Source organism: Streptomyces koelreuteriae (assembly GCF_018604545.1).
Classification (GTDB): Bacteria; Actinomycetota; Actinomycetes; order Streptomycetales; family Streptomycetaceae; genus Streptomyces; species Streptomyces koelreuteriae.
In genome coordinates this window covers 124,165-149,322 of record NZ_CP075896.1, presented here as the reverse complement: position 1 = coordinate 149,322, position 25,158 = coordinate 124,165, and the positions used below count along the sequence as shown (strand labels likewise).

The following is a 25,158-nucleotide window of genomic DNA, read 5'->3' as shown; positions in this document are numbered from 1 at the left end:
GCATCACGCTCCACGCGTCCCATGACGCTGCCGCGCTTCCATGCCATCGTGGTAATCGCGGCGCGCGCGGCACCCGCGTCCCGCGAGGAGGTGAGCCATGACGGCCCACGACACGCCCCGGCAGGAGATCCCCGTCGTCGACTGCGCCCTGTACGAGCACGGGCGCCGCAGGCCCGGACACCTCCCGCTGGACGAGGCCATGGACGTCACCCGCACCAGCCCCGGCGGATTCGTCTGGATCGGCCTGCACGCCCCGACCGCCGGACAGCTCCAGATCGTCGCCCGGGCCTTCGGCCTGCACTCGCTCGCCGTCGAGGACGCCCTCAACGCCCACCAGCGCCCCAAGCTGGAGCGCTACGACGACACCCTCTTCCTCGTCCTGCGCACCGCGGTCTACCTGGAACACGAGGAGCTGACGCCCACCACCGACATCGTCGGCACCGGCGAGATCATGGCCTTCGTCGGCCGCGACTTCATCGTCGTCGTACGCCATGACCCCGCCCGGCACCTGAGCGGTGTCCGCACCGCCCTGGAAGCCGACCCCGAGCGCCTGGCCCACGGACCCGTCGCGGTGCTGCACGCGATCGCGGACTCGGTCGTCGACCAGTACCTCGATGTCGTCGCCGCGCTGGAGGCGGACGCCGACCAGGTCGAATTCGACGCCTTCTCCCCGGACGCCAGACACGACGTCGGCCGCGTCTACCAGCTCAAACGCGAGCTCCTCGAACTGCGCCGCACCGTCGCGCCACTGGCCCAGCCCCTGGGCGATCTCGCCGAGCGCCGCGTCCCCGGCGTGGACCGGGAGCTGGCCGCGTACTTCCGTGACGTCGCCGACCACCTCGCCCAGGCCGCCGAACGGGTCACCGTGCTCACCGAGCTCGTCGACAACGCCCTGACCATGGCCCTCGCGCAGACGAGCGTCCAGCAGAACCACGACGTGCGGCGCATCAGCGCGGCCGCCGCCCTGATCGCCATCCCCGTCGCGATCGCGGCCGTCTACGGCATGAACTTCGCCCACATGCCCGAGCTGGGATGGCTGTTCGGCTACCCGGCCATGCTGATCACCACAGCGGCCCTGGTCACCCTTGTCTACCTGGTCTTCCGCAAGAAGCGCTGGCTCTGACAGCGGCCGTCTCGCTCTTTGGCACACTGTCCGGATCCGACGGTTCGGTGAAGCGGCCGGTGAAGCGGTCCCGGTGAAGCGGTCTGGTGAAGGAGAAGCACGCATGTCCATGGTCGGCAACCTGCGCAAAGTCGCGAATCTGGCGCGGCGCGCTCGCCGCCGCGTGGACCTCAGCCACCCGGCCCGCTCGCCGCTCGGCTCGACGGTGGTCAACTGCGTCGTCTACCGCGACGGCCTTCGCGGGCCGGGCACGGACTCGGTGGAGGAAGCCGTCCGGCAGGTCCGCAAGCACCGGGGCAGCTTCGTCTGGCTGGGCCTGCACGAACCGGGCGAGGAGGAGATCGCCGGTGTCGCGGAACTGTTCGGCCTGCACCCCCTCGCCGTCGAGGACGCCGTCCACGCCCATCAGCGGCCCAAGGTCGAGCAGTACGGCGATGTCCTCTTCGCCGTCTTCAAGACCGTCACGTATGTCGAGCACGCCGAGCTGACCTCCACCAGCGAGGTCGTCAACACGGGCGAGATCATGGTCTTCACCGGCCCCGACTTCGTCGTCACAGTCCGCCATGGCCGCCATGGCTCCCTCGGTCCCCTGCGCGAGGACCTCGAAGCCGACCCGCGGCAGCTGGCCCACGGCCCCTCCGCCGTGCTGCACGCCATCGCCGACCATGTCGTCGACGACTACGTCACGGTCGCCGACGCCGTGCAGAACGACATCGACCAGGTCGAGACCGACGTCTTCTCCCCGCGCAGTCCCCGCAACGCCGACGCCGGCCGCATCTACCAGCTCAAGCGGGAACTCCTCGAACTGAAGCGGGCCGTCGTCCCGCTCGCCCGCCCCCTGGACCGGCTCGCCACCGAGCCCCGAGGCTGCCTCGACCAGGAGATACAGGCCTACTTCCGGGACGTCGCCGACCACCTCACCCGCGTCACCGACCAGATCAACTCTTTCGACGCCCTGCTCGACTCCATCCTCCAGGCCCACCTCGCGCAGGTCACCGTCGCCCAGAACGAGGACATGCGCAAGATCACCGCCTGGGCCGCGATCATCGCCGTACCCACCATGGTGTGCGGCGTCTACGGCATGAACTTCGACCACATGCCCGAACTGCGCTGGCGCTTCGGCTACCCCCTCGTCCTCGCCGTCATCGCCACCGCCTGCTTCGTCATCCACCGCGGCTTCAAGCGCAACGGCTGGCTGTAGCCGCAGCGGTGGACCCGCCGCCGGCGCCGCTGGACGGCCGGTCAGGTCTGATCCGCGGCGCGCAGGGCCCGCGCCAGCCACTCCAGTTCCTCGGTCGCGTCGGGCGATGAAGCCTGCCCGCGCACCCGGGCGACGAGCCCGCGGTAGCGCTCCGCCTCTGCCTCGATCCCGGCCTCCAGACTGCGCAGCACGGCGCCCCGATCGGCGTCACCGAACAGCTCGGACAGCACCTCGGCCGCTGCCGGCCCCTCCGGGGCGACCCCGCGCTCTCTGACCTCGGCCACGGTCCGCACGACCTGCCTGGCCCACCAGATGGACGCCCCTGGGGGACGACCCTGCCCCGGAGCGGGCGTGTTGAGCTCCATCCAGGTGCGCAACCGGGCGCGAAAGCCGGGGTCCCGCACCAGTTCGGCCAGTTCGATCCAGGCGTCGACCTGCTCAGGTGTGGGATCGTCGGGCAATTCGATGCTCAGGGTGCTCAGGCGGTCGCGCACGGGCGGCTCGACATCTAGTCCGCTGAACACCTCCTCCTTGAACTCGTCGATGATCTGCTTGCGTTCGGCGGCGGAGAGCCGCGCCAACCGGTTCATCAGTGCTGTCTCCTCAGCGGTCGAACTCCGTTTCGCCACGGTGGACAGAACGGCCCGGCTCACCTTGAGCGAGCGGATCTGCACGTCGAGCGCGGCCACATGCGCGTCGGCGACCTCGGCGACCGTGCTACGGCCGCTCAGGACACGGCACACGTCGTCGAGCCCGAGCCCCAACTCCCGCAGCGTGCGCACCAACTCGACACGGGCCACGGACTCGCCGTCGTACAGCCGGTAACCACTCACGGACCGCGCCACAGGCGGCACCGCTCCCTCATCCGACCAGAAGCGCAAGGTACGCACCGGAACCCCGGTACGCCGCGCCAGCCGGCCGATCGTGAGCACATCGGGGCGTTCGTCGTCCATGAGCAAGATCCTGGACCTTCCAGCCGCTGGAGACTCAAGTGTCTCAGCGCGACATCCCGCGAGAACGCCGACCGGACCAACGTGTCCCACCCCTTGGCCTTATGTCGCAATAAGCCTCCCAGGCAGGGGAGTTGCGTCATTCTTGCCGCATGGTCCAGAACGAAGGCGCAGCGAGTCCGTCGGAGTCCGAGGGAGGTGCGGGGGTCTCCGGGGGCGGTGACGGCAGCGGCACGCCGGAGAACGTGTCCTCGCCCGGGGCGGGGCCCGTCGCAGCACAGAACCCGCCCGCGCCCTCGCTGGAGGAGCCCGCACCAGCCGTGGACCCGGACGCCTCCGAGGAGTCCGGTGCTGGCCCGTACCGCGTCACCGCGCTGGATCTGGGACGGTTCGCGGTCGGCGCCGTCACGGTGGTGGCGGCACTGGTCGGGCTGGTTCTCGGTATCCGGGCCGAGCTGTACGCCGGCAGGGAGGACCAGCGCGCCGAGAAGGCGGAGCAGCGGGCGGCGGCGGAGGAGCTCCGGTCGAAGGAGGACCGGGAGAAGGCGTACGCGAACCTCGTCGACTTCTACCGGATGGGCTCGGGGGTGATCGTGGTGAACGGAAGCTCCCGCGTCATGACGATGCGGCTCACGCTCCCGGCGAACAAGGTGAGCTGGGACCTGGACCTCCTCCAGCCCTGCAAGCAGATCGCCGTCCAGAACAAGGCACTGCTCCACTCCATGGCCGTGGAGCAGCCGTCGGTGAGTCTGGCGGAAGGGGACCTGGCCCAGCTCCGGCTGGAGTTCATGGACCCCGAGAGCAAGGCCTGGATCCGTCACAGCGGCGGTGCCCTGGCCCGTATGGACGCCTGGGTGCCGTCAAGGCGGCCCAACCTGGTGAGCTCGGAGGAATGGAACGTGTCGGCGCAGGACTCACCCCAATGCGACGGATCCTGACCCGCTGCATCGGACACGGGGGCAGGCGCCGTAGGGGCCTGGGTGAGACGCCTGCCGCCGCGCAGTGCAGATTCCCCCTCCAGGGGGAACCAGGCGCTCGTGACGTCCCTTTGAAGGCGCGTCAGGTGTGTCGCATCACGTCGCGGTCAGTCGCGTCGCGAGCTTCGTGAGGCGCTCCGCCAGAGCTCCTGGTGCGGAGCGTGTCATGACGGTGAGTTCGATGGTCGCCGTTCCATGACGCAGCGGTCTGAAGCGCACGGCCGGGTGCGCACCGGACGCCGCGGCGGGTACGACGGTGACGCCGAGGCCGCATTCGACCATGGCGATCTGCGAGGTCACCGACCGTGCCCAGTGGGTGGGGACGGGGCTGAACCCGGCCGTGCGGCACATCGTGGCCATGGCGTCGTGGTAGTCGGGTGAGATGTGGCGGTTCAGCCACACCCAGGTGTCACCCGCGAGGTCCGCCAGATCCAGCGGGTCGCCGTCGGCGGCGGCGGGATGGCCGGCCGGGAGGGCCGCGACGAAACGGTCGACGAAGAGCGAGGTCGCCGTGGTGCCCCGTACCGGGGCGGTCTGGCGCACGATGGCCCAGTCGAGTGTGCGGTCGAGGAGCCCCGCCGCGGCCTCGTGCGTGTCGATCTCCTGGGTGCGGATCTCGATGTCCGGCGCGTCCTCGTGGAATCGCTCCAGCACCAGCGGCAGCGGCCAGGAGAAGGCCGAGGCGACCGCGCCCAGGCTCAGCCGCCCGCCACGCCCGGTGGCCGCGTGCCGGGCGGCGATCTCGGCCTCCTCGGCCTGGCGGATCAACGCGCGGCACTGCTCCAGGAACACGGCGCCGGCCTCGCTGAGGGCCACCGACCGCTGGGTGCGGTGCAACAGCGCGAAACCCAGCTGCCGTTCGAGCTGCTTGATCGCCTGGGACAGCGGCGGCTGGGACATCCGGAGCCGCTCCGCCGCCCGGCCGAAGTGGAGTTCCTCGGCCACCGCGACGAAGTACCGCGCCTGGCGGATCTCGACCATGATTCGCGCAGCCTCTCACTGAGATAGGGAATCAGACCTTCCGAATATAGCCGCACGCTGTTGAAGTGGAGGCATGAGCAACTCATCCCTCCTCGATCGGTACGCGGCGCTCGACTCCGCCGCGGTCAGCGACGCGCTCGACCAGCTCGGACTTCCCGCCGGCGTCGGCGGCATCCGTCCGGTGTGGGGCACCACGGCCGTCGTCGGGTTCGCCGTCACCGTCGGCCTGGAACCGCGTTCCGGTCGTCCGGCCGGAGCCCACATCGCCACGACGGCCATCGAGACCGCGGACGAGCAGAGCGTGATCGTCGTCGACAACCAGGGCCGTACCGACGTGTCCTGCTGGGGCGGCATCCTGAGCCTGGGCGCGGCCCGGCGCGGGGTTCGAGGTGTCGTGGCGGACGGCGTCTGCCGCGATGTCGCGGAGGCCCGCGAGCTGGGCTTCCCGGTGTTCTCGCGCGGTGCGGTCCCCGCGACGGCGCGGGGCAGGCTGCGCCAGCGTGCCACCGGCGAGCCGGTCGAGATCGCCGGGCTCACGGTCGAGCAGGGCGATGTCGTGGTCGCCGACGAGACCGGTCTCGCCGTCGTACCGCGAGAGCGGGCCGAGGAGGTGGCCGGGATCGCCACCGCGATCGTGGCCCGGGAGCGCGCGATCGCGGACGAGGTCCGCGCGGGCGCCCGCCTCTCCCACGCCATGCACGACAACCGCCTCGCCGGAGAGCGGGAGGCCGCCCGATGACCACCGCTTCCTCCCCTGCGCCCCTTGCCGCCGACCTGTCCACCGCGTCCGTCTCCGACGCCCTCGACTCCCTCGGCCTGCCCGGCTCCCTCCACGGCATCGGCGCCCTGCGCCAGGGGCAGCGAACCGCGGGGCCGGTCTTCACCGTGACCTACGAACCCGTCGACGAGACCGGCGGCACCGTCGGTGACTTCCTCGACGACGTCCCCACCGGCTCCGTGATCCTGATCGACAACGCCGGCCGCACCGACTGCACGGTGTGGGGCGGCATCATGAGCGAGACCGCCCACGAGCGGGGCATCGCGGGCACGGTCATCCACGGCACCTGCCGTGACGTCGCCGTGGCGACCGACGTCGGCTACCCGATCTGGTCGGTCTCCCGGTTCATGCGGACGGGCAAGGACCGGGTCCGGGTGGCCGCGGTCCAGAGGGCCGTGACGATCGACCAGGTCCTCATCCGCCCCGGAGACATCCTCGTCGCCGACGACGACGGAGCCGTGGTCGTCCCGGCCGCCCGCTGGGACGAGGTCGCCGAGCTCGCCCGGCGCATCGACCAGGTCGAAGAGGCCATCGTCCGGGCCGTCCGCGACGGGGCGACGCTCGCCGAAGCGCGCACCCGGCACGGCTACCACTCCCTGCAGACCCGGAAGGACCCGTCGTGAGCGACAGCGTCACGGACGACCCCGCCCGCGGGCACTCCAGCGCGACGCTGCTGGAGGCGTCCCGACTCGGCATCGCCCTCACCCCGGAGCTGCGACCGCTCTGGACCGGCGCCCGGCTGTGCGGCCCGGCGTTCACCGTGCAGGGAGCCGGAGGCGACAACCTCGCCCTGCACCACGCCGTCCTCCAGGCCCCGCCCGGATCCGTACTGGTGGCCGACCTCGGCGGGGCCCGCTTCGGCCACTGGGGCGAGGTCCTCACGGTGGCCGCCCTGCACCGTGGGATCACCGGCCTGCTCATCGACGGCGGCGCCCGGGACGCCGCGGAGATCGAGGCCCTCGGCTTCCCGGTGTTCTCGCGCAGCAACGCCATCCTCGGCACCCGCAAGGACTTCCGCGGCGTGTTCGGGCGACGGGTCACCGTCGGCGGCATCACGGTCGGCACCGGCGATCTCGTCGTCGGCGACGTCGACGGCGTCGTTGCCCTTCCCGCCGCCGAGGCCGGGCGGATCCTCGACCGCGCCGATGCCCGGGTGGCGCACGAGACGGAGCTGATGGCGCGGCTGCGGGAAGGCCGCAGCACGCTCGAACTGTACGACTTCGAAGCAGCAGGGCGGTGACACGGATGACCGACAACCCGATCTTCGCCGTGGCCGCGAGGGCCGAGGCCCTCCGGGCCCGGGGCGCGGACGTCATCACCCTCGCTGCCGGGGAGCCCCAGGCGGCCACCAGTGCCGTGGTCGTGGAAGCCGCCGTGGCCGCGGTGCGCGATCCCGTCGCCCACCACTACGGACCGGCGCAGGGAGATCCCGCCCTCCGCGCGCTCGTCGCCGCGAGCCTCACCGACGACACCGAAGCGGCCTGGAGCGCCGACGACGTGCAGATCGCCCTCGGCGCGAAGCACGCCCTCTTCCTCGCCCTCCAGGCGCTCGTCGGCGCCGGGGACGAGGTCCTGGTCGCGGCGCCCGGCTGGCCCGGGCACACGGAGGTCGTCACCGCTGCCGGCGGCATCGCCGTGCCGGTCACCGCCGACAGCGAGTTCCGCCTCTCGGCAGAAGCCCTCGACCGCTGCCGCACGCCCCGCACCCGCGCACTGATTCTCTCCAGCCCGGGCAACCCCACCGGCGCCGTCCATCCCGAGCCCCGGCTGCGGCAGATCGCGGACTGGGCCCAGCGGCACGGCGTCTGGGTCATCAGCGACGACATCTACCGGGCGTTCGACCACACCGGGACCTACCGGCCGATCCTGCGCGTGGCTCCGAGCCTGCGCGACCGTACCGTCGTCGTCGGCGGAGTGTCCAAGGAACACGCCATGACGGGCTGGCGCGTCGGCTGGCTCGCGGCACCCCCGGAGATCATCGCCGCAGCGCGCCTCCACGTCTCCCGCACCATCACCCACGTCCCCACGGTCAACCAGCGCGCCGCGCTCGCCGCCCTCGACGACCACGGCACCCCCGCCGAGGCCGCCCAGGACTACCGGCGCCGGCGCACGATGCTCGTCGAGGCGCTCAACCGGATCGACGGCATCGACTGCCCGCTGCCCGACGGCGGCATGTTCGCCTTCCCCGACGTCAGCGCGCTCCTGAACGACCACGGCTGGAGCAGCGGCGCCGACCTCGCCGCATGGCTCCTCGACACCGCCCACGTCGCGGTCGTACCCGGCGAGGCGTTCGACGCCCCGGGCCGGATCCGCCTGTGCTTCGCCGTCGACGACGACACGCTGATCACCGCGATCGACCGCCTGAGAACCGCGCTGAGCCCCGTACCCGAGGCCGACAACCAGCAACTGGAGGAGGCACGTTGAGCCCCGACACCGTCAGCAAACTCGAACCCTTCACGCTCCCCCTCACCGTCGACGGGACCCGTGTCGAAGTGGCGGGCCTGCGCCGCGACGGAACCGGCACACCCCTGGTGTTCCTCCACGGCTTCGGCTCGACCAAGGAGGACTACGCCGACGTCATCCAGCAGGAACAACTCGCCGGCCGCCCCGTCCTCGCCTACGACGCCCCCGGCTGCGGCGGCACCACCTGCTCGGACCTCGACGCCGTGTCCGTCCCGTTCCTGGTCACGGTCGCCGAGCGGGTGCTGCGCGCCCAACAGATCGACCGCTTCCATCTCGTCGGACACTCGATGGGCGGCCTGACCGCACTCCTGCTCGCCGACCGCGACCCCGGCAGGGTCGCGAGCCTCGTCAGCATCGAGGGCAATGTCGCCCCCGAGGACTGCTTCCTCAGCCGGCAGATCGTCACCCACGCCGACGACGACCCCGACGCGTTCCTGACCCGCTTCGCCGAACGCGTCGCCGGCTCCCGCTTCTACTCCGGTGGCCTGTACGCGGCGAGCCTTCCGTACAAGGTCAGGTCCGGAGCGGTCCGAGCGATCTTCGAGTCCATGGTCGACCTCTCCGACCACGGCAACCTGCTCGACCGCTTCCTCGGGCTCCCCCTGCCGAGGATGTTCATGTACGGCGAGCAGAACGACTCCCTGTCGTACCTCCCGAAGCTGGCCGAAGGCGGCGTGGAACTCGCCGAGATCAGCCACAGCGCCCACTTCCCGATGTACTCCAACCCGCCACAGATGTGGGCCCGGATCACCGGCCTCGTCGCGCGCGCGGAGGCCGGTGCCTGATCCTCGCGGGCGGCGCGTCTTCCCGCGGAGTCAGGCCAGGCTGACCTCCACCGGAAGCTTCTTGATGCCGTTGACGAAATTGGAGCGCACCCGCGGCACGTCACCGGCCAGACGGATGTCCGCGAGGCGGGGGATCAGCTCCTCGAACATGATGCGGATCTCGGTGCGCGCGAGGAGATTGCCCAGGCACAGATGGGGGCTGCCCTTGCCGAAGGTGACGTGGTCGTTGTCGGCGCGTGTGACGTCGAAGGCGTACGGATCGCCGAAGACGTCCTCGTCGCGGTTGCCGGAGGCGAACCACATCACGACCTTGTCGCCCTCCCTGACCAGCCTGCCGCCCAGTTCGACATCGCGCGTGGCGGTGCGGCGGAAGTGGTAGACGGGGGAGGCCCAGCGCAGGAACTCCTCCACCGCGACCGGGATCAGCGAGGGGTCCTCCTGGAGGCGGGCCAGCTGCTCGGGGTGCTGGATGAGGGCCAGCATGGAGTGGGAGATGGTGTGCCGGGTGGTCTCGTTGCCGGCGACGACCAGCAGCAGGAAGTAGTTGTCGAAGTCCTGCGGGGAGAGCGGCACACCGTCCCGGGGCATGGTGTTGACCAGCCGGGAGACCAGATCCGTGCCGTCGCCGCCCCGTCGCCGCCGCGCCAGCTCCCGGCCGTACTCGAAGACCTCCAGCGAGGCGGGGGAGCGGAAGGGCAGATCGCGGTACCGCTCGCTCTCCTCGCTGTGCAGCAGGACGTCCGCGTAGTCGGGGTCGGTGTGGCCGATGATGCGGTTGCCCCAGTCGATCAGCCGCTGGTTGTCCTCCGGGGGCACGTCCAGCAGCCGGGCCAGGACGTTGATCGGGAAGTCCGCCGAGACGTCCTCGACGAAGTCGAAGCGGCCCTTGGCGAGGGCGGCGTCGAGGGTCCGTGCCGTCAGTCCGCGCAGGAAGTCGGTGTAGCCGCTGATCACGTTCGCGCCGAACTGCCGCTGGATCAGACTGCGCAGCGCCCGGTGCCGGACCCCGTCCAGTTCGAGGATCGAGGCGCGCTTCTTGATCTGGTCGTCGTCGACCTCCTCCAGGTTGACGAACCTCGTGGAGGTGAACGTCTCCGGGTCGCGGTCGACCCGGACGATGTCCTGGTGCCGGGTCACCGCCCAGAAACCGGAGTTGGGCGCCTCCTCGGGCTGCCAGTGCACCGGGTCCTCGTGGCGCAGGGTGTGGAACATCCGCCAGGGCGTGACACCGTCCGTGAACCGGTCCAGGTCGGCGAGGTTCACATCGGCCAGGGGCAGCGGCTCGCGCAGGGCGTCGGTCGGGATCTCGGTGGTCATCGAACAGCTCCAAGGCGTCACAGGTGGTAGGCGTACTCGGTGAACTCCCAGTCGGTGACGTGCCGGTGGAAGCGTTCGACCTCGTCGCGCTTGTAGGAGAGGAAGGACGTGGTGAAGCCCTTGCCGAGCAGATCGGTCAGGGCGGTGTCCGCCTCCAGCGCGTCCAGCGCGGCGGACAGGGTCTGCGGCAGGACGGCGGACCGGGCGGTGTCGTAGCCGTAGCCCTCCAGCGGGGCGGGCGGCTCCTCGCCGGCCAGGATGCCCAGCAGGGCGGCGGCCGTGGTGGCGGCGATCGCCAGATAGGGGTTGGCGCTCGCGTCGCCCAGCCGTAGTTCGAGCCGGGCACCGGAGCCGCGCTCGGGCGGGATGCGCACCATGGCGCTGCGGTTGTCCAGCCCCCAGTCGATCAGCCAGGGCGCGAGGGTGTCCGGGCCGAAGCGCTTGTACGAGTTGACGGTGGGGTTGAGCAGTGCGGCCAGGGCGGGCGCGTGGGCGAGGACACCGGCCACGGCGTGCCGGGCGACGGCGGACAGACCGTACGGGCCCGACGGGTCGTCGAACGTGTTGCCGCCCTGGTCGTCCTCACCGGAGAGGTGCAGGTGGAAGCCGGAGCCGCCCGCGTCGTTGAAGGGCTTGGCCATGAAGGTGGCCAGTCGGCCCTCCTTGCGGGCCAGTTCCTTGATCGCTGCCTTGAAGCGGAAGGACCGGTCGGCGGCCGAGAGGGCGTCGGAGTGCGCCAGGTTGATCTCGATCTGGCCGCCGTCGAACTCGTGGTTGCCGCTGATCGCACCGATCCTCAGATCGCGTACGTGGCGCAGGGTGCGCAGCAGGTGGTTGTCGGGGTCGGCGCGCAGCCCGGCGGTGTAGACGACGCCCGGGTCGGGTGCGTAGCGGCGCCAGCCGCCGGACGGGTCCGGATCGCACAGGAAGTACTCCAGCTCGGGCCCGACCACCGGCCGCAGCCCGTGCTCGGCACACCGGGCGAGGACGGCGCGCAGCAGGTCGCGGGGCGACTCCGGGGCGGGCGCGCCGGTCGCCGGGTCGACGACCTCGCCCAGACAGACGGCCACCCCCGGCTCCCAGGGCAGGGGCGCCAGCGTGCCGAGGTCCGGCCGTACGCAGATGTCCGGCAGCCCCGCGTCCAGCCCGCCGCTGACCGGCACCACATCGCCCTGCGGACTGGTGTGGTAGACGGCCCGGCAGAACGCGAGACCGTGCGCGCAGGCCCGGGGCAGCTCCTCGAGCAGCACATCACGCGCCCGGTCGGTGCCGATGAGGTCGGGATAGGTCACCCGGACCACATCGATGCCGTCGGCGGCGAGCCGCTCCATGTGGCGGCGGACTTCTTCAAGGTCGTGAGCGCTCACCGTTGTCTCCTCGGGCGGACGTCGGGACACCTCCGGGACACGAGGGCCGGGGAGGCGGGTGGCGGGAGAGCGAGCAGGCCGGGCGCGGCGGAGCCAGGGACCACCCGGTGCTTGTTTGATGCCAAACGGTAGGGCTGGGCGAGGGGTGCCGCAAGGGGGCGGGGGCAAGAATTTATCCATCCGGATAGCTATTGACCAGACCCCTGCCCCTGCCTACCTTGTTTGAAGCCAAACGAGTTCGGGACGCGGCTCACCGCACCCCGTTGGCCGGGGCCCGGCCCCTTCCGGCCGGGCCCCCTTTCCCCCTTCGACGCCCTCACATTCAGGAGGACCGGCCATGAAGGTCGTCGTCGACATGAACAAGTGCCAGGACCACGGCCAGTGCGTCTTCGCGGCCCCCGACGTCTTCCACATGGACGACACCGGCCGCCTGGCGTACGTCCCCGACCCCGACGACGCGCTGCGCGACGAGGTCGAGGAGGCCGCGGACGTCTGCCCGCTCCAGGCCATCCGGATCGAGGACTGACATGAGCGGGCGCATCGTCGTGGCCGGCGCCTCCCTGGGCGGCCTGCGCGCGGCCGAGCAGCTACGCACCGCCGGCTGGACCGGCGGCATCACGGTGATCGGCGACGAGCCGCACCCGCCGTACAACCGGCCCCCGCTGTCCAAGGAGGTCCTCGCGGGCAAGGCGGACTTCGCGTCTCTGGCCTTCACTCCGAAGGCGTCCGTCGCGGACGTGGAGTGGCGGCTGGGCACGAAGGCGGTCGCGGCCCGGCTCGCCGAGCGAACCGTCGAGCTGGACGACGGCTCGGAGCTCTCCTACGACGGTCTGGTCATCGCCACCGGCATGCGGCCCCGGCGGCTGCGCTGCCCCGGGCCTGCCGCCGGTCGCCACACCGTCCGCACGATCGACGACGCCCAGGCCCTGCGGGGCGAACTCACCCGGCCCGGGGTGCGGGTGGTCGTGGTCGGGGCGGGATTCATCGGCTGCGAGGTCGCCGCGACGGCCGTCGGACTGGGCGCGGCCGAGGTGACGGTGGTCGAGCCGCTGCCCCTGCCGATGGTCGGGCCGCTCGGCGAGCTGCTCGCCCGCGCGCTCTTGCGACGGCACGAGGAACGGGGGGTGCGTTTCGTGCTCGGCGCGGCTGTCGCCGGGTTCGAGGGGCAGGACCGCGTCACCGGTGTCGTCCTGGGCGACGGCTCCGTGCTGGACGCCGATGTGGTGGTGGAGTCCGTCGGCTCGGTCGCCAATACGGAGTGGCTGGGCGGCAACGGACTCGACCTGGACGACGGTGTGCTCACCGACGCACACCTGCGCGTCGGCGGCCGGCCCGAAGTCGTGGCCGTCGGCGATGTCGCCCGCTTTCCCAATGCCCGCTACGACGGGGTGCCGCGCAGGGTCGAGCACTGGTCCGTCCCGGCGGACTCGGCCAAGCATGCCGCGAAAGTGTTGGTCGGCGGCGTGGCCGGCCTGACGCCCTTCGCGCCGTTGCCGACCTTCTGGAGCGACCAGCACGACTTCCGGCTCCAGTCCTTCGGCGCGCCCGTCCTGGGGCTCGGCGACGTCCGGGTCCTCGACGGCGATCCGTCGGGGGACGTCCTGGTCGGCTACCACCGCGACGGACTGCTGGTCGGGGTCGTCGCGCTCGGCGCACCGGCCGCCACGCGGGGTGCCGCCCGTTACCGCGCCGAGCTGCTGAAGCAGCCCGCCCTCACTGTGCAAGGAGCCCTCAAGTGACCGTTGTTCGTGGTTACTTCCAGCCCAAGACGGCGAGCGGTGCCTCGTCGCTGATTCCCGCGCCGCCGTGGCGCTACTCCGGTGATCTGCTCACGGTCGAGTACCGCACTGATCCCGCGCGGGTGCGTGAACTGCTGCCCGAGCCATTGGAGTTGGCCGATGAGGATCCGGGGGCCGTCGCCCTGATCTGGGCGGACTGGCAGTCGTGCTCGGGGGCGGGGGAGGAGCTGCTCGATCCTGTGCGGGCGCAGTACAAGGAGGCGTTCGCGGTCGTGCGGTGCGGGTTCCGCGGGCGGACCTACTCGCGGTGCGTCTACATCTGGGTCGACAAGGACTTCGCGATCGCGCGGGGGCTGCACCAGGGGTATCCGAAGAAGCTCGGGTCCATCCATCAGACGCGGCCGCATCCGTACGGGCCCGCGCCGCGGATCGAGGCGGGCGCGCGGTTCGGGGCGACATTGGCCGCGGCGGATCGGCGGTTGGCTCAGGCCGTGGTGACGCTGCGCGAGCCCTCTGAGAGTGGCGGCTTCGTCAATGCGCATCCCATGGCTCATCACCGGTGGCTGCCGTCCATCGAGACGGGGAAGGGGCTGGCTCTCGATGAGCTGATCGAGTCCGGGGCGGCTTCGTTCGAGGGTGGGCAGCCGTGGCTGGGTGATGCGGAGTTGGAGTTGTTCGAGGCGCCTACGGAGGAGTTGGCGCGGCTGGAGGTGCGTGAGCCGATCGCTGCGTATTTCCGGCAGGTGGGGGTGGTTTGGGATGGGGGGCGGCTCTTGGAGGTCGGTACGTCGGGGGTGTCTGCCGAGTGAGGTTTGTGGGTGGGTGCGGGTTCGTTGTGGCTGGTCGCGCAGTTCCCCGCGCCCCTGAGGACGTGCACAGCCCCTCTTCTGAAGGGAACTCTTCTCATGCCTGACAAGATCACTGTCGCCGGTGTCTCCGTCGACACCCGGCACTGGATCGGCGGTGAGCGCGTCGCCTCCGCCGGCACTTTCGCCGACCACTCTCCGATCGACGGCAGTGCCCTCGGTGAGATAGCCCGGGGCGGTCCCGCCGAGGCCGAAGCCGCGGTCGCCGCCGCCCGGGACGCCTTCCCGGAATGGGCCGCCACCCCCCGAACCGAACGTGCCCGCCTCCTCCACGCCATAGCCGACGGCGTCGAGAAGCGGATCGAAGAGCTGGCGATCGTCGAGACGACCGACAACGGCGCCCTTCTGCGCTCGCACCGCAGGGGTGTGATACCCCGCGTCGCGCACAACTTCCGCTTCTTCGCCGACTGGCTGCTGTCGCTCGACCACGAGGACTTCGAGACGCGCGGTCACACCAATCACGTCTCATGGGACCCGGCAGGTCCCTGCGTGTTGATCACGCCCTGGAACGCCCCCCTGATGCTGGCCACCTGGAAGGTCGCCCCCGCCCTCGCCGCGGGGAACACCGTCGTTCTCAAGCCGGCGGAGTGGTCTCCGCTGACCGCTTCCCTGCTGGCCGACATCGCGGCCGAGGCGGGGTTGCCGGCCGGGGTGCTGAATGTCGTGCAGGGGTACGGCTCGGAGATCGGGGATGCCCTGACCTCGCATCCGGACGTGCGCCGGATCAGCTTCACGGGGTCCGTGCCGACCGCGAAGCGGATCGCGGAGTCGGCCGCAGCGCAGCTGACGCCCCTGAGCCTCGAACTCGGCGGCAAATCACCGCTGTTGGTGTTCGCCGACGCCGATCTCGAGCTGGCCGTCGACCTCGCCGTGGAGCAGTACGACAACGCCGGTCAGGTCTGTCTGGCGGGCACCCGGCTGCTGGTCGAGGAGACGGTCGCCGAAGAGTTCACTCGGCGTTTCGTCGAGAAGGCCACGGCTCTGGAACAGGGCGACCCGCGGGACGAGACCACCGACATCGGGCCGAACATTCACCCCCGTCAGCTGGAGAAGATCGACGGGTTCGTGCGGCGGGCGGTCGCGGCCGGGGCGCGGACCGTCATCGGCGGGCACCGGAAGGACGGGCAGTACTACGCGCCGACCCTGCTCACCGATGTCGCCCAGGACTCCGAGATCGTGCAGGAGGAGGTCTTCGGGCCGGTCCTGACCCTCCAGACCTTCGCGGGCGAGGACGAGGCCGTCCGGCTCGCCAACGACACCCGCTTCGGGCTGGCAGCCACCGTCGTCACCGGCGACCGCGACCGTGCCGAGCGGGTCACCGCCCGGCTCGTCGCGGGCACGGTCTGGGTCAACTGCTTCTTCGTACGCGACCTCCAGGCACCCTTCGGCGGCTCCCGGCAGTCCGGTGTCGGCCGGGAGGGCGGCACCTGGAGCTTCGACTTCTACTGCGATCTGAAGAACACCGTCACCGCCCCGAAGGGATGGAACCAGGATCATGGGTGAGATCGTCGGGGCCGGGCTGCTCGCCCACGTCCCCACCATCGTGCTGCCCGAGGCGGACCGGCTGGAGCTCAACGAGGGCAAGGAGATCACCCTCGTGACCGGGCTTCGGCAGCTCCGCGGGGACGTCTTCGCACGCGACGACTACGACACCGTGGTCGTCCTCGACTCCCACTGGGCGACCACCGTCGAGTTCGTCGTCACCGCGCAGGAGCGGCGCGCGGGCCTGTTCACCTCCGAGGAGCTGCCGCGCGGCATGTGCAGGATGCCGTACGACTTCCCCGGCGACCCCGAACTCGCCCACAACGTGGCCACGTTCGCCGACAAGCACGGCACCTGGATCACGCCCATCGACGACGCCTACCTGCCGATCTACTACGCCACCCTCAACCTCTGGAAGTACCTGGGCGAGGGCCTGCCCGACAAGCGGTGGGTCACCATCGGCGTCTGCCAGACCGGCGACATGGAGGACCATCTGCGCCTCGGTCGGGCGCTCGCCGACGGGATCGCCGCCACCCCGGGGCGACGGGTCCTGGTCATCGCCTCCGGCGCCCTGTCGCACACCTTCTGGCCGCTGCGCGAACTGCGCGACCACGAGGCCAGCGACCCCGTCCACATTCGTACGCCCGAAGCGCGCGAGGCCGACTACGAGCGGATCGCCTGGTTCAAGGAGGGCCGCCACGACAAGGTCCTCGACACCATGGACGAGTTCTGGCGGTACAAGCCCGAGGCGAAGTTCTTCCACTATCTGATGCTGGCCGGCGCCCTCGGCGAGCGGGCCTGCGTCGCCCCGGCCCGTCAGTACGGCGCGTACGAGAACTCCGTCGGCACCGGCCAGGTCCATCTCTGGTTCGACCGCCCGGCCGACGGCTGGACCGCAGACCACACCCCCGCGCAGGAGACCTCCCATGCCTGAGTACCGCCGTATCCTCCTCGACGGCGCCGCCGTCCAGGTCACCGTCGACGGTGACGAACTCGTCGCCGGGGACGGCCGCCGCGTCAAGGCCGAGGACGCCCGGCATCTTCCGCCGGTCGTACCGTCCAAGGTCATCGCCGTCCATCTCAACCACCGCAGCCGGGTCGACGAGTTTCAGATCGGCTTGCCCGACACGCCCACGTACTTCCACAAGCCGACCTCCTCCCTCAACGCCCACCAGGGCGCGATCGTCCGGCCCGAGGGCTGCAAGTGGCTCAACTACGAGGGCGAGGTCGCCATCGTCATCGGGCGGACCGCGCGGAACATCGCACCGGCCGAGGCGGCGGAGTACATCGCCGGCTACACCGTCGCCAACGACTACGGGCTGCACGACTTCCGCGACACCGACGCCGGCTCCATGCTCCGCGTCAAGGGCTCCGACACCCTCTGCCCGCTCGGCCCCGGCCTCGTCACCGACTGGGACTTCCACGGCAAGCGGCTGCGGACCTACGTCAACGGAGAGGTCGTGCAGGACGGTTCCACCGACGAGATGACGTGGGACATGCACTACCTCGTCGCCGACATCGCCCGCACCATCACCCTCCACCCCGGGGACGTCCTGCTGTCCGGCACCCCCGCCCACTCGCGTCCCGTCCAGCCCGGAGACGTGGTCGAGGTGGAGGTCGAAGGGCTCGGGCGGCTCACCAACCACATCGTGACCGGGCCGACCGCCGTCCGCACGGACGTGGGTGCCCAGCCCACCGAGTCGGAGGAGGTGCTGTCGACCGCGCTCGGCGGCGACTGGGAGTTCCGTGGCATCCGGCCACCGCGTCGCTGACGCGGGAACCGGACGCGGCCTGGCCGACGAGGAGACCGGCCACCGCGTTGCCGACCGGGACGCCCCGGGTAGGGTCGCGGGCATGACCGAGCCCGCCGGCCGCCGCCCCCGCAAGCGCGTGAACTACGGCACGGGCCGCGAGGCCCTGCTGGAGGCCGCCGTGCGGGTCGTCGCCCGGGGCGGGCTGCGCAAGCTCACCTACCGGGCGGTCGCGGAGGAGGCCGGGGTCACCCACGGCCTGGTCGTGCACCACTTCGGCTCCCGCGACGCGCTGATCGAGGAAGCCCTCACCCACGCCATCCGCTCCTCCCTGAACAGCAGCGCCCTGGAGCCCGGCACGGGCAAGGCCGACGACTTCTCGGTGGGCCAGACGGACATGGTGGAATCGGGGCCGGACCTCCAGGCGTTCCAGTACGAACTGCTGCTGGAGTCCCGGCGCCGCCCCGAGCTCCTGGCCCACCTGCGCTCGCTCTACGACGAGTACTTCGACGCGACCCGGCGCGAACTCACCCAGATGCTGCCCGGGCCGGTCGACGAGGGCCTGTCCCGGATGGTCTTCGCCACGCTGGAGGGCCTCGTCCTGCACCAGTTGGTCTTCGGTGAGCGCGAGGTCATCGAGGAGGCCCTCGACGAGCTGCGCTCGGTGCTGCGGCTGCTCGCCGAGCGGCGCGACGACGAGGCCTGACCTCACCGCGCCTCTTCACGACTCCCCGCGCCGCCTCGGCCCCGGAGCCCTGGACCACTTCGGCCTCGAAGCCCTGGAATTCCTCGTCCCTCACCCCTTGCCAAACGGATAGTTCCGCCCCACGATGAGGCAACTCGTTTGGCCTGAAACGATCCTTCCTCCCTCTGGCAGGTGATCCGAGTGGACAGTCAGACGGTCTCCCCGCACACGGCGAAACCGGACGCGCCCACCGCAGGCACGCTCAAGCCCGACGCCCTCGGCGTCCTGGGCATCCTCTTCTTCGTCCTGTCCGCACAGGCCCCGCTCACCGGCATCGCCGGCGCGGCCCCCATCGCCGTGGCGCTCGGCAACGGGCCCGGCGTGCCCGCCGCCTATCTGGTGGCGGGCCTGGTGATCCTGCTGTTCTCGGTGGGCTTCGTCGCCATGGGCCGCCATGTCGTGGACGCGGGCGCCTTCTACACGTACATCGGCAAAGGCCTGGGCCGGACCACCGGCACCGGCAGCGCGGGCCTCGCACTCTTCGCCTACTGCACCATCCAGGCCGCCATGTACGGGCTCTACGGCTCCATCGTGAGCGGTCTGGTCGCGCACCACACCGGCCTCGACCTGCCCTGGTGGGTGTGGACGCTGGCCACCATGGCCGTCGTGCAGGTGCTCGGCGCCGCCGGTGTCGAGATGGGCGCCAAGGTGCTGGCCGTCTTCGTCCTGGCGGAGTTCAGCATCCTCGCCGTCTTCGCCCTGGTCACGCTTGTCCAGGGCGGCGGCCCCGAGGGCCTCGGCCTCGCCGACAGCTTCTCCCCGTCCGCAGCCCTCGACGGAGCGCCGGGCGTGGCCGTGATGTTCGCCGTGGCGTCCATGTTCGGCTTCGAGGCCACCGCGATCTACGGCGAGGAGGCCCGCGAGCCGAAGAAGACCGTGCCACGGGCCACGTATCTCGCGGTCGCCGTCGTCACCGGCTTCTTCGCCCTGACCTCCTGGATGATCATCTCCTCCTACGGCGCCTCCCAGGCCACCGCGGCCGCGGGCAAGGCGCTGGAGGGCGGTGACGGGGCCGGGTTCGTCTTCGCGCCCATCGCGGCCGAGTTCGGCGGCTGGGTGGGCGATGTGCTGCCGATCCTGCTCGCCACCTCGCTCTTCGCGGGCATCCTCACCTTCCACAACTCCGCCAACCGCTATCTGTTCTCGCTCGGCCGCGACCGGCTGCTGCCGCGCCGGCTGTGCGGCCTCAACCGCCGCCACGCTCCCTGGGCGGCCGGGTGCGTCCAGACCGTCCTGGCGCTCCTCCTCGTGCTCCCCTTCGCCTTGGCGGGCAAGGACCCGGTGCTGACACTGTTCTCCTGGTTCAGCGGGGTCGCCGTCCTGGCGATGATGCTGCTGTACCTGCTGACGTCGGTGTCCGTCGTCGTCTTCTTCCGCCGCGAACGCCTCGACACCCGCCCCTGGAACACCCTGATCGCACCCTCGCTGGGGGCGCTCGGCATCGCCGGGGCGATCTGGCTCATCCTCGCCAACTTCACCACCCTCATCGGCGGCGAGCGCACCACGGCCCTGTGGCTCACCTTGTCGGTGCCGGTGGTCATGGCGCTGGGTCTGGCGGCCGCGCGGCTGCGCAAACCGTCCGCCGGCGAATGAACTGATCTCAGACATCCCAAGGAGGTTCCATGCCGGCCGTCACCCACGACGAGTGGCTGCGCCGCGCCAAGGCGTTCCAGCTCTCCGGCGCCCATCACCTCGACGGCGCCGACGAACCCGGCAGCGGGGCGACGTTCCCGGTCGTGTCCCCGAGAGACGGCCGGATCATCGCCGAGGTCGCCGACGCGGGCACCGCCGAGGTGGACGCGGCCGTCGCCGCCGCCCGGCGGGCCTTCGACACCGGCCCCTGGCCGCGCCTGGCACCCGCCGAGCGCGGCCGGGCCCTGCTCCGCCTCGCCGACCTGCTAGACGAGCGGCGCGAGGAACTGGCGTTGACCGTCAGCCTGGAGATGGGCAAACCCATCTCCGACGCCGACGGCATCGAACTGCGCGCCGTCATCAACACCTTCCGCTGGTACGGCCAGCTCGCGGACAAGCTCACCGACGAGTCCCCGCACACCGCCCCCGACGCCCTTGCCCTGGTCACCCGGGAGGCCGCCGGGGTGGTCGGGGCGGTCGTCCCCTGGAACTTCCCGCTGACCCTGGCCGGCTGGAAGATCGCCCCCGCCCTGGCGGCCGGCTGCACGGTCGTCCTGAAACCCTCCGAGCACTCCCCGCTCTCCGGCCTGCTCCTGGGCCGCCTCGCGACCGAGGCCGGGCTGCCGCCGGGCGTGCTCAACGTCGTGGGCGGCGACGGACCCACAGCCGGCCGGGCCCTCGGGCTCCACCCCGACGTCGACGTCCTGGCCTTCACCGGCTCCACCGCCGTCGGACGCCACTTCCTGCGCTACGCCGCCGACTCCAACCTCAAGCGGGTCTGGCTGGAACTCGGCGGCAAGTCGCCCAACATCGTCCTGCCCGACGCCCCCGACCTCGACCAGGCCGCCGCCACGGCCGCCTGGGGCATCTTCTTCAACCAGGGCGAGATGTGCACGGCGCCCTCCCGGCTGCTCGTGCACTCCTCGATCGCCGAGCGCGTCACCGAGGCCGTCGTCCGGCGGGCCCGGGAGCTGCGCGTCGGCGACCCTCTCGACCCGGAGACGGAGATGGGAGCGCTGGTCGGCCGGGCACACCTGGACCGGGTGCACGACCACGTCCGGCGCGGCGTCGACGAGGGCGCCCGGCTGCGCACCGGAGGCGAACGGGTCCTCGCCGAGACGGGCGGGACATACCTGGAGCCCACCGTCCTCGACCAGGTCGATCCCGGTTCGCGACTGGCCCGGGAGGAGATCTTCGGCCCCGTCCTGTCCGTGCTCGCCTTCGACGACCTCGACGAGGCGGTCCGCCTGGCCAACGCCACCGAGTACGGTCTCGCCGCCGGCCTGTGGACCTCCGACCTGTCCACCGCCCACCAGGTCTCCCGCAGGCTGAAGGCGGGCACGGTCTGGGTCAACTGCTATGAGGAGGGCGACCTGACCGTGCCCTTCGGCGGCATGAAGCAGTCGGGCAACGGCCGCGACAAGTCCGTCCACGCGCTGGAGAAGTACACCGAGCTCAAGAGCACCTGGATCCAGCTATGAGGCCGCTGATCGCCGTCCCCGCCCGGTTCTCCGCACGGACCTCCGCCCTCCGCTACGCCGCCGAGGTCACCGCCCGTGCCCTGATCGAGGCCGTCTGGCGGGCCGGCGGCGAACCGGCGAGCATCCACCCGGCGGACAACGGCACCGCCTCCCGGCTCGCCCGCTTCGACGGCGTCCTGCTCCCCGGCGGCGGCGACCTCGCCCCCGCCCGCTACGGCGCCGCCCACACCCACGACACCGTCTACGACGTCGACACCCTCCAGGACACCTTCGACCTCGACGTCGCCCGCCACGCCCTGGAGTCGGGCCTGCCCCTGCTCGCGATCTGCCGCGGCCTCCAGGTCGTCAACGTGGCCCTCGGCGGCACCCTGGAGCAGGACATGGGCGGCCCGGAGCACGAGCACCGGCACCTGACGCACCCGGTCGCCCTGGAACCGGACTCAATCGTCGCCCGCGCCACCGGCGCCGAGAAGACCGACGCGTCCTGCTACCACCATCAGCGCGTCGACCGCCTGGGCACCGGCCTGCGCGTCACGGCCCGGGCGGCCGACGGCACGACCGAGGCCCTCGAACTCCCGGGCACCCGGGGCTGGTTCACGGCCGTCCAGTGGCACCCCGAGGACACCGCCCACGACGACCCCGCCCAACAGGGCCTGTTCGACGCGCTCGTACGGGCCGCCGCCCGGTGAGGCCGCCACGGGAGTCAGGCCCGGGGCCGCCGGCCACTGCGCCGCGGTGCTGGCTCGGCACCGCCCAGCAGCGACTGCCGCCGCTCCTCACCCTGCTCCTCCACCTGGAGCACGACACTGCGCAATCCCTCGGCGAGGCTGCGGCACTCGGCGTCGCTGAGCCGGGCCGTCACGAACGCCTCCTCCTCGTTGAACGCCGGAAAGACCCGCCGCATGAACGCGTCGCCCTCCTCGGTGAGGCTCAGCAGCACCAGCCGCCCGTCGCTCGGATGGTCCGTCCGCCGTACCAGCCCCCGAGACTCCAGCGTGCGCACCACACCCGTCAGCGTGCCCTTGGAGATCCCCGCCTCCTCCGCCACGTGCCGGGTCTCCGACTCGCCCCACACCCAGACCACCCACAGCACCACGAAGGCCGTCCAGGTCAGGTCGGAACCGCGCAGCACCGAGTTCTCCAGGTGTTGCCGCACCGCGGACGCGGCCCGGTAGATGTTCGCCACCGCCGCCATCTGCTCACGGCGGATCGGGGAACCGCCGAGCTTCGCCGCCGCGAGCTTCTCGGCCTCGGTGATGGATCGGTGTCCCGGCACGGGCACCTCCTTCTTCTGGTCGCGCTTCTTCTGGTGGCGACGCGTCACGCACGGGCGGCTCATCCGCGCCACCCCATCGTTCGGGCTCAAATTGTACGGAGATGAAAGGGAAACCCGACATGCCCACGCCTCCCCGCATGCTCCTCGTCCTCAGCGAGAACTGGACCCTGACCGGCGGCCGGGCCGATCTGCCCGCCGCCGTCCGCTGGGCACGCGAGGCCGAGGACGCCGGCTTCGACGCCGTCATGGTCAGCGAGCACGTCGTCCTCGGCCCGGACGCGGCAGCCGCCGGCATCATGGGCAACCCCCGCGACTACGCCCTCCCCGGCAACCAGGACCCCAGCACCCCCTGGCCCAACTCCCTGCTGCTGCTCGCCGCCATCGCCTCCGTCACCTCCCGGCTGCGCCTGGCCGCCGCGGCCGTCCTCGCCCCGCTGCGCCACCCGCTGCTGCTCGCCCGTGAGCTCGGCACCCTCGATCTCCTCAGCGAGGGACGGCTCGTCGTGCAGCCCACGGTGAGCTGGAGCAAGGACGAGTACGACGCCCTCGGCGTGCCCTTCGCGCGGCGCGGACGGCTTCTCGACGAGCATCTGGAGGTCTGGGCGAAGGCCTGGGGCCCCTCCCCGCTGTCCCACGACGGACCGCACTACCCCTTCCAGGACGTCTGGTTCGAGCCCAAGGCCCACCGCCCGGACGGCCCCCGGCTCTGGTTCGGCGGACAGCGCCTGCACGGCCCCGTCCTGCGCCGCCTCGTACGCCACGGCCACGGCTTCCACCCCCTCGGCCGGCCCGCGCCCGAGGACCTTCAGACACTCAAGGAGGCGATGGCCGCCGCCGGGCGGGACATCGCCGACCTCGAGATGATCGGCGGCACCCAGGCTGTCTTCCCCGACGACCGTTCCCCGGCGGACCTCGGCGCCGCGCTCGCCGTGCTCCCCGAGCAACTGGAGCAGGGCTTCACCACCTTCTGCGTGAAACCGAACCAGTTCATCGACGACCCCGACGGGGTCGGGCCGTTCTGCCGTGACGTCATGCGGCGTGTCGAGGTCCTGACCTCGTGACGGCCGGGGCCCGGATCACCGCTCCACGAAACGCGCGAGGTGGTCCGGGTCCGGCCGCAGCAGCCCGTCCCGGACCGCCAGCGCGGTCGCCTCGGCGCGGGAGGCACAGCCGGTCTTGCGCAGCAGATGCTCGACATGGCTGTGCACGGTCCGCGGAGACAGGAACAGTGCCTGCGCGATGGCCTGGTTGGTCTGCCCCGTGGCCGCCCGCGTGAGCACCTCCAGCTCCCGGGGACTCAGCCCGTACGGCAGCTCCGTGGACGTCTCGTGCACCAGCACCGCATCCGGCACGAGGCCGGGCACCGACGGGTGCCGGTGCAGCACGACCCGCCGCCAGTCGCCGCCGGCCCGCCACAGCAGCCGCAGCCGCCGCCCGCCCGTGGCGGTGAAGGCGTCGAGCAGGGCGCGGAAGGAGTCGTCCTCCCGCAGTACCCGGGGCCGGTCCCGGCCCGGCAGGTCGATCACCCCGCCGTCGCCGGTGACCAGGCTCGCCGCGCCCTCCTCCGCCAGACCGTGCAGATCACCGGCGTGCGCCAGCGGGTCGGCGAGCGCGGCCAGGGCGGGAATCACGGACGCGAGCAGCATCCGGGCGTCGGTGTCGTAGGCGTCCGCGCTCTCCGTGGAGAGATGGACCAGGCCCACCAGACGGCCCTGATGCCGCAGCGCTCCCGTGACACCGTCGCGGAACCCGGCCGGGCGGACGCGCTCGGCGTAGAACCAGCCGTGCCGGAAGCGCGGCCCGGCGTCCTCGGGATCCTCCGCGTCCTGCGAGATGGACGGCGGCAGCTCCCGCCGTACGACGTTGCGGTACCAGGGCGTCCCGACGAACTCGCCGGCCAGGACCTGCGAGGCCTCGGCGGTGTAGCCGATGCTCGCGACCTGGATGTGGGATCCGGACAGCGGGTCGATCGTGAGCAGGGTCGCGGCGTCCAGCGGCAGGGCGCGGGCGAGTTCGCGCAGGGCCTGCGCGGAGGCCGAGGCGGTGTCGCGTTCGCGGGTGAGCATGCCGATGCGGGCGGCTGCCGCGATCTGGTGATGGCTGGGCATGGCGAGCCTCCGGGCGGCTCGGACGCGATGTCGTTTGGGCCCTAACGATAAGCCTGCGGTTCGCGCCCGACAAGGTGTGGGCCGGGCCGACTTCTCGTGCGCGAGCGCCGGATCCTCCTCGGCAGTCGGTATTTGT

The 25,158-nt window shown here is 71.5% G+C and carries 25 protein-coding genes; 19 read left to right on the top strand and 6 right to left on the bottom strand.

The window, feature by feature from the left end:
- Window positions 1-97 precede the first annotated feature (97 nt).
- Window positions 98-1,123 (top strand): magnesium and cobalt transport protein CorA, encoded by a 1,026-nt coding sequence (locus KJK29_RS00675; protein ID WP_215116613.1) that lies wholly within the window; start codon window positions 98-100, stop codon window positions 1,121-1,123.
- Window positions 1,124-1,226: 103 nt separating this feature from the next.
- Window positions 1,227-2,324 (top strand): magnesium and cobalt transport protein CorA, encoded by a 1,098-nt coding sequence (locus KJK29_RS00670; protein ID WP_215116612.1) that lies wholly within the window; start codon window positions 1,227-1,229, stop codon window positions 2,322-2,324.
- Window positions 2,325-2,365: 41 nt separating this feature from the next.
- Here the strand turns inward: KJK29_RS00670 and KJK29_RS00665 are convergent, their stop codons facing one another.
- Window positions 2,366-3,277, bottom strand: a complete 912-nt coding sequence (locus tag KJK29_RS00665) for a helix-turn-helix domain-containing protein (protein ID WP_215116611.1) — start codon at window positions 3,275-3,277, stop codon at window positions 2,366-2,368.
- Window positions 3,278-3,426: 149 nt separating this feature from the next.
- On the opposite strand from KJK29_RS00665, the gene KJK29_RS00660 reads away from it, so the two are divergent.
- The gene (locus KJK29_RS00660; protein ID WP_215116610.1) at window positions 3,427-4,212 is read left to right on the top strand and encodes a hypothetical protein; all 786 of its coding nucleotides are present in this window, start codon (window positions 3,427-3,429) and stop codon (window positions 4,210-4,212) included.
- A 135-nt stretch (window positions 4,213-4,347) separates the two neighbouring features.
- On the opposite strand, the gene KJK29_RS00655 is transcribed toward KJK29_RS00660, so the two are convergent.
- The gene (locus KJK29_RS00655) at window positions 4,348-5,232 is read right to left on the bottom strand and encodes a LysR substrate-binding domain-containing protein (protein WP_215116609.1); all 885 of its coding nucleotides are present in this window, start codon (window positions 5,230-5,232) and stop codon (window positions 4,348-4,350) included.
- A gap of 73 nt (window positions 5,233-5,305) precedes the next feature.
- Here KJK29_RS00655 and KJK29_RS00650 point away from each other — a divergent pair, with 73 nt between their 5' ends.
- From KJK29_RS00650 to KJK29_RS00630, 5 genes are read left to right on the top strand one after another with little or no spacing between them, the layout of a single operon-like run.
- Window positions 5,306-5,971, top strand: a complete 666-nt coding sequence (locus tag KJK29_RS00650) for an RraA family protein (protein WP_215116608.1) — start codon at window positions 5,306-5,308, stop codon at window positions 5,969-5,971.
- On the top strand, window positions 5,968-6,633 hold the full coding sequence (locus tag KJK29_RS00645; protein ID WP_215116607.1) for an RraA family protein: 666 nt from the start codon (window positions 5,968-5,970) through the stop codon (window positions 6,631-6,633). Before KJK29_RS00650 ends, KJK29_RS00645 begins: the two co-directional genes overlap by 4 nt.
- Entirely contained in the window at window positions 6,630-7,250 is a 621-nt protein-coding gene (locus KJK29_RS00640; protein WP_215116606.1) for an RraA family protein, read from the top strand. The genes KJK29_RS00645 and KJK29_RS00640 overlap by 4 nt, the downstream gene beginning before the upstream one ends.
- Window positions 7,251-7,255: 5 nt before the next feature.
- Window positions 7,256-8,434: an aminotransferase class I/II-fold pyridoxal phosphate-dependent enzyme gene (locus KJK29_RS00635; RefSeq protein WP_215116605.1), complete on the top strand. Its 1,179-nt coding sequence runs from the start codon at window positions 7,256-7,258 to the stop codon at window positions 8,432-8,434.
- Window positions 8,431-9,258: an alpha/beta fold hydrolase gene (locus KJK29_RS00630; RefSeq protein WP_215116604.1), complete on the top strand. Its 828-nt coding sequence runs from the start codon at window positions 8,431-8,433 to the stop codon at window positions 9,256-9,258. Before KJK29_RS00635 ends, KJK29_RS00630 begins: the two co-directional genes overlap by 4 nt.
- 30 nt (window positions 9,259-9,288) lie before the next feature.
- Here the strand turns inward: KJK29_RS00630 and KJK29_RS00625 are convergent, their stop codons facing one another.
- Both KJK29_RS00625 and KJK29_RS00620 read right to left on the bottom strand, forming a co-directional pair.
- Window positions 9,289-10,575 (bottom strand): cytochrome P450, encoded by a 1,287-nt coding sequence (locus tag KJK29_RS00625; RefSeq protein WP_215116603.1) that lies wholly within the window; start codon window positions 10,573-10,575, stop codon window positions 9,289-9,291.
- A gap of 17 nt (window positions 10,576-10,592) precedes the next feature.
- The gene (locus KJK29_RS00620; RefSeq protein ID WP_215116602.1) at window positions 10,593-11,942 is read right to left on the bottom strand and encodes a glutamine synthetase family protein; all 1,350 of its coding nucleotides are present in this window, start codon (window positions 11,940-11,942) and stop codon (window positions 10,593-10,595) included.
- A 337-nt stretch (window positions 11,943-12,279) separates the two neighbouring features.
- Between KJK29_RS00620 and KJK29_RS00615 the strand changes: the two genes are divergently transcribed.
- The 10 genes from KJK29_RS00615 (at window position 12,280) to KJK29_RS00570 (ending at window position 22,327) form a co-directional block, all read left to right on the top strand.
- Complete coding sequence (locus tag KJK29_RS00615) at window positions 12,280-12,468, top strand: ferredoxin (protein ID WP_215116601.1); 189 nt, start codon at window positions 12,280-12,282, stop codon at window positions 12,466-12,468.
- 1 nt (window position 12,469) lies between these two features.
- Window positions 12,470-13,681 carry an NAD(P)/FAD-dependent oxidoreductase gene (locus KJK29_RS00610; RefSeq protein ID WP_215116600.1) on the top strand — a complete coding sequence of 404 codons (1,212 nt, stop codon included), beginning with the start codon at window positions 12,470-12,472 and terminating at the stop codon, window positions 13,679-13,681.
- Entirely contained in the window at window positions 13,678-14,490 is an 813-nt protein-coding gene (locus KJK29_RS00605; protein ID WP_215116599.1) for an acetoacetate decarboxylase family protein, read from the top strand. The genes KJK29_RS00610 and KJK29_RS00605 overlap by 4 nt, the downstream gene beginning before the upstream one ends.
- A 96-nt stretch (window positions 14,491-14,586) precedes the next feature.
- Window positions 14,587-16,050, top strand: coding sequence for an aldehyde dehydrogenase (locus tag KJK29_RS00600; RefSeq protein WP_215116598.1), 1,464 nt, complete (start codon window positions 14,587-14,589; stop codon window positions 16,048-16,050).
- Window positions 16,043-16,963 (top strand): 3,4-dihydroxyphenylacetate 2,3-dioxygenase, encoded by a 921-nt coding sequence (locus tag KJK29_RS00595; RefSeq protein ID WP_215116597.1) that lies wholly within the window; start codon window positions 16,043-16,045, stop codon window positions 16,961-16,963. The genes KJK29_RS00600 and KJK29_RS00595 overlap by 8 nt, the downstream gene beginning before the upstream one ends.
- Window positions 16,956-17,801, top strand: coding sequence for a fumarylacetoacetate hydrolase family protein (locus tag KJK29_RS00590; protein ID WP_215116596.1), 846 nt, complete (start codon window positions 16,956-16,958; stop codon window positions 17,799-17,801). Before KJK29_RS00595 ends, KJK29_RS00590 begins: the two co-directional genes overlap by 8 nt.
- Window positions 17,802-17,883: 82 nt before the next feature.
- Entirely contained in the window at window positions 17,884-18,486 is a 603-nt protein-coding gene (locus KJK29_RS00585; protein WP_215116595.1) for a TetR/AcrR family transcriptional regulator, read from the top strand.
- A 180-nt stretch (window positions 18,487-18,666) separates the two neighbouring features.
- Window positions 18,667-20,118: an APC family permease gene (locus KJK29_RS00580; RefSeq protein ID WP_215116594.1), complete on the top strand. Its 1,452-nt coding sequence runs from the start codon at window positions 18,667-18,669 to the stop codon at window positions 20,116-20,118.
- A 29-nt stretch (window positions 20,119-20,147) separates the two neighbouring features.
- A complete protein-coding gene (locus KJK29_RS00575; protein ID WP_215116593.1) occupies window positions 20,148-21,638 on the top strand; it encodes an aldehyde dehydrogenase in 1,491 nt (496 codons plus the stop codon).
- On the top strand, window positions 21,635-22,327 hold the full coding sequence (locus tag KJK29_RS00570) for a gamma-glutamyl-gamma-aminobutyrate hydrolase family protein (protein ID WP_215116592.1): 693 nt from the start codon (window positions 21,635-21,637) through the stop codon (window positions 22,325-22,327). Before KJK29_RS00575 ends, KJK29_RS00570 begins: the two co-directional genes overlap by 4 nt.
- A 14-nt stretch (window positions 22,328-22,341) precedes the next feature.
- On the opposite strand, the gene KJK29_RS00565 is transcribed toward KJK29_RS00570, so the two are convergent.
- The gene (locus tag KJK29_RS00565; protein WP_215124091.1) at window positions 22,342-22,914 is read right to left on the bottom strand and encodes a MarR family winged helix-turn-helix transcriptional regulator; all 573 of its coding nucleotides are present in this window, start codon (window positions 22,912-22,914) and stop codon (window positions 22,342-22,344) included.
- Between the two features lie 119 nt (window positions 22,915-23,033).
- Here KJK29_RS00565 and KJK29_RS00560 point away from each other — a divergent pair, with 119 nt between their 5' ends.
- Window positions 23,034-23,975 (top strand): TIGR03619 family F420-dependent LLM class oxidoreductase, encoded by a 942-nt coding sequence (locus tag KJK29_RS00560; RefSeq protein ID WP_215116591.1) that lies wholly within the window; start codon window positions 23,034-23,036, stop codon window positions 23,973-23,975.
- Between the two features lie 15 nt (window positions 23,976-23,990).
- Here KJK29_RS00560 and KJK29_RS00555 read toward each other — a convergent pair whose 3' ends face one another.
- Window positions 23,991-25,022: a helix-turn-helix transcriptional regulator gene (locus tag KJK29_RS00555; RefSeq protein WP_215116590.1), complete on the bottom strand. Its 1,032-nt coding sequence runs from the start codon at window positions 25,020-25,022 to the stop codon at window positions 23,991-23,993.
- Window positions 25,023-25,158: the final 136 nt, after the last annotated feature.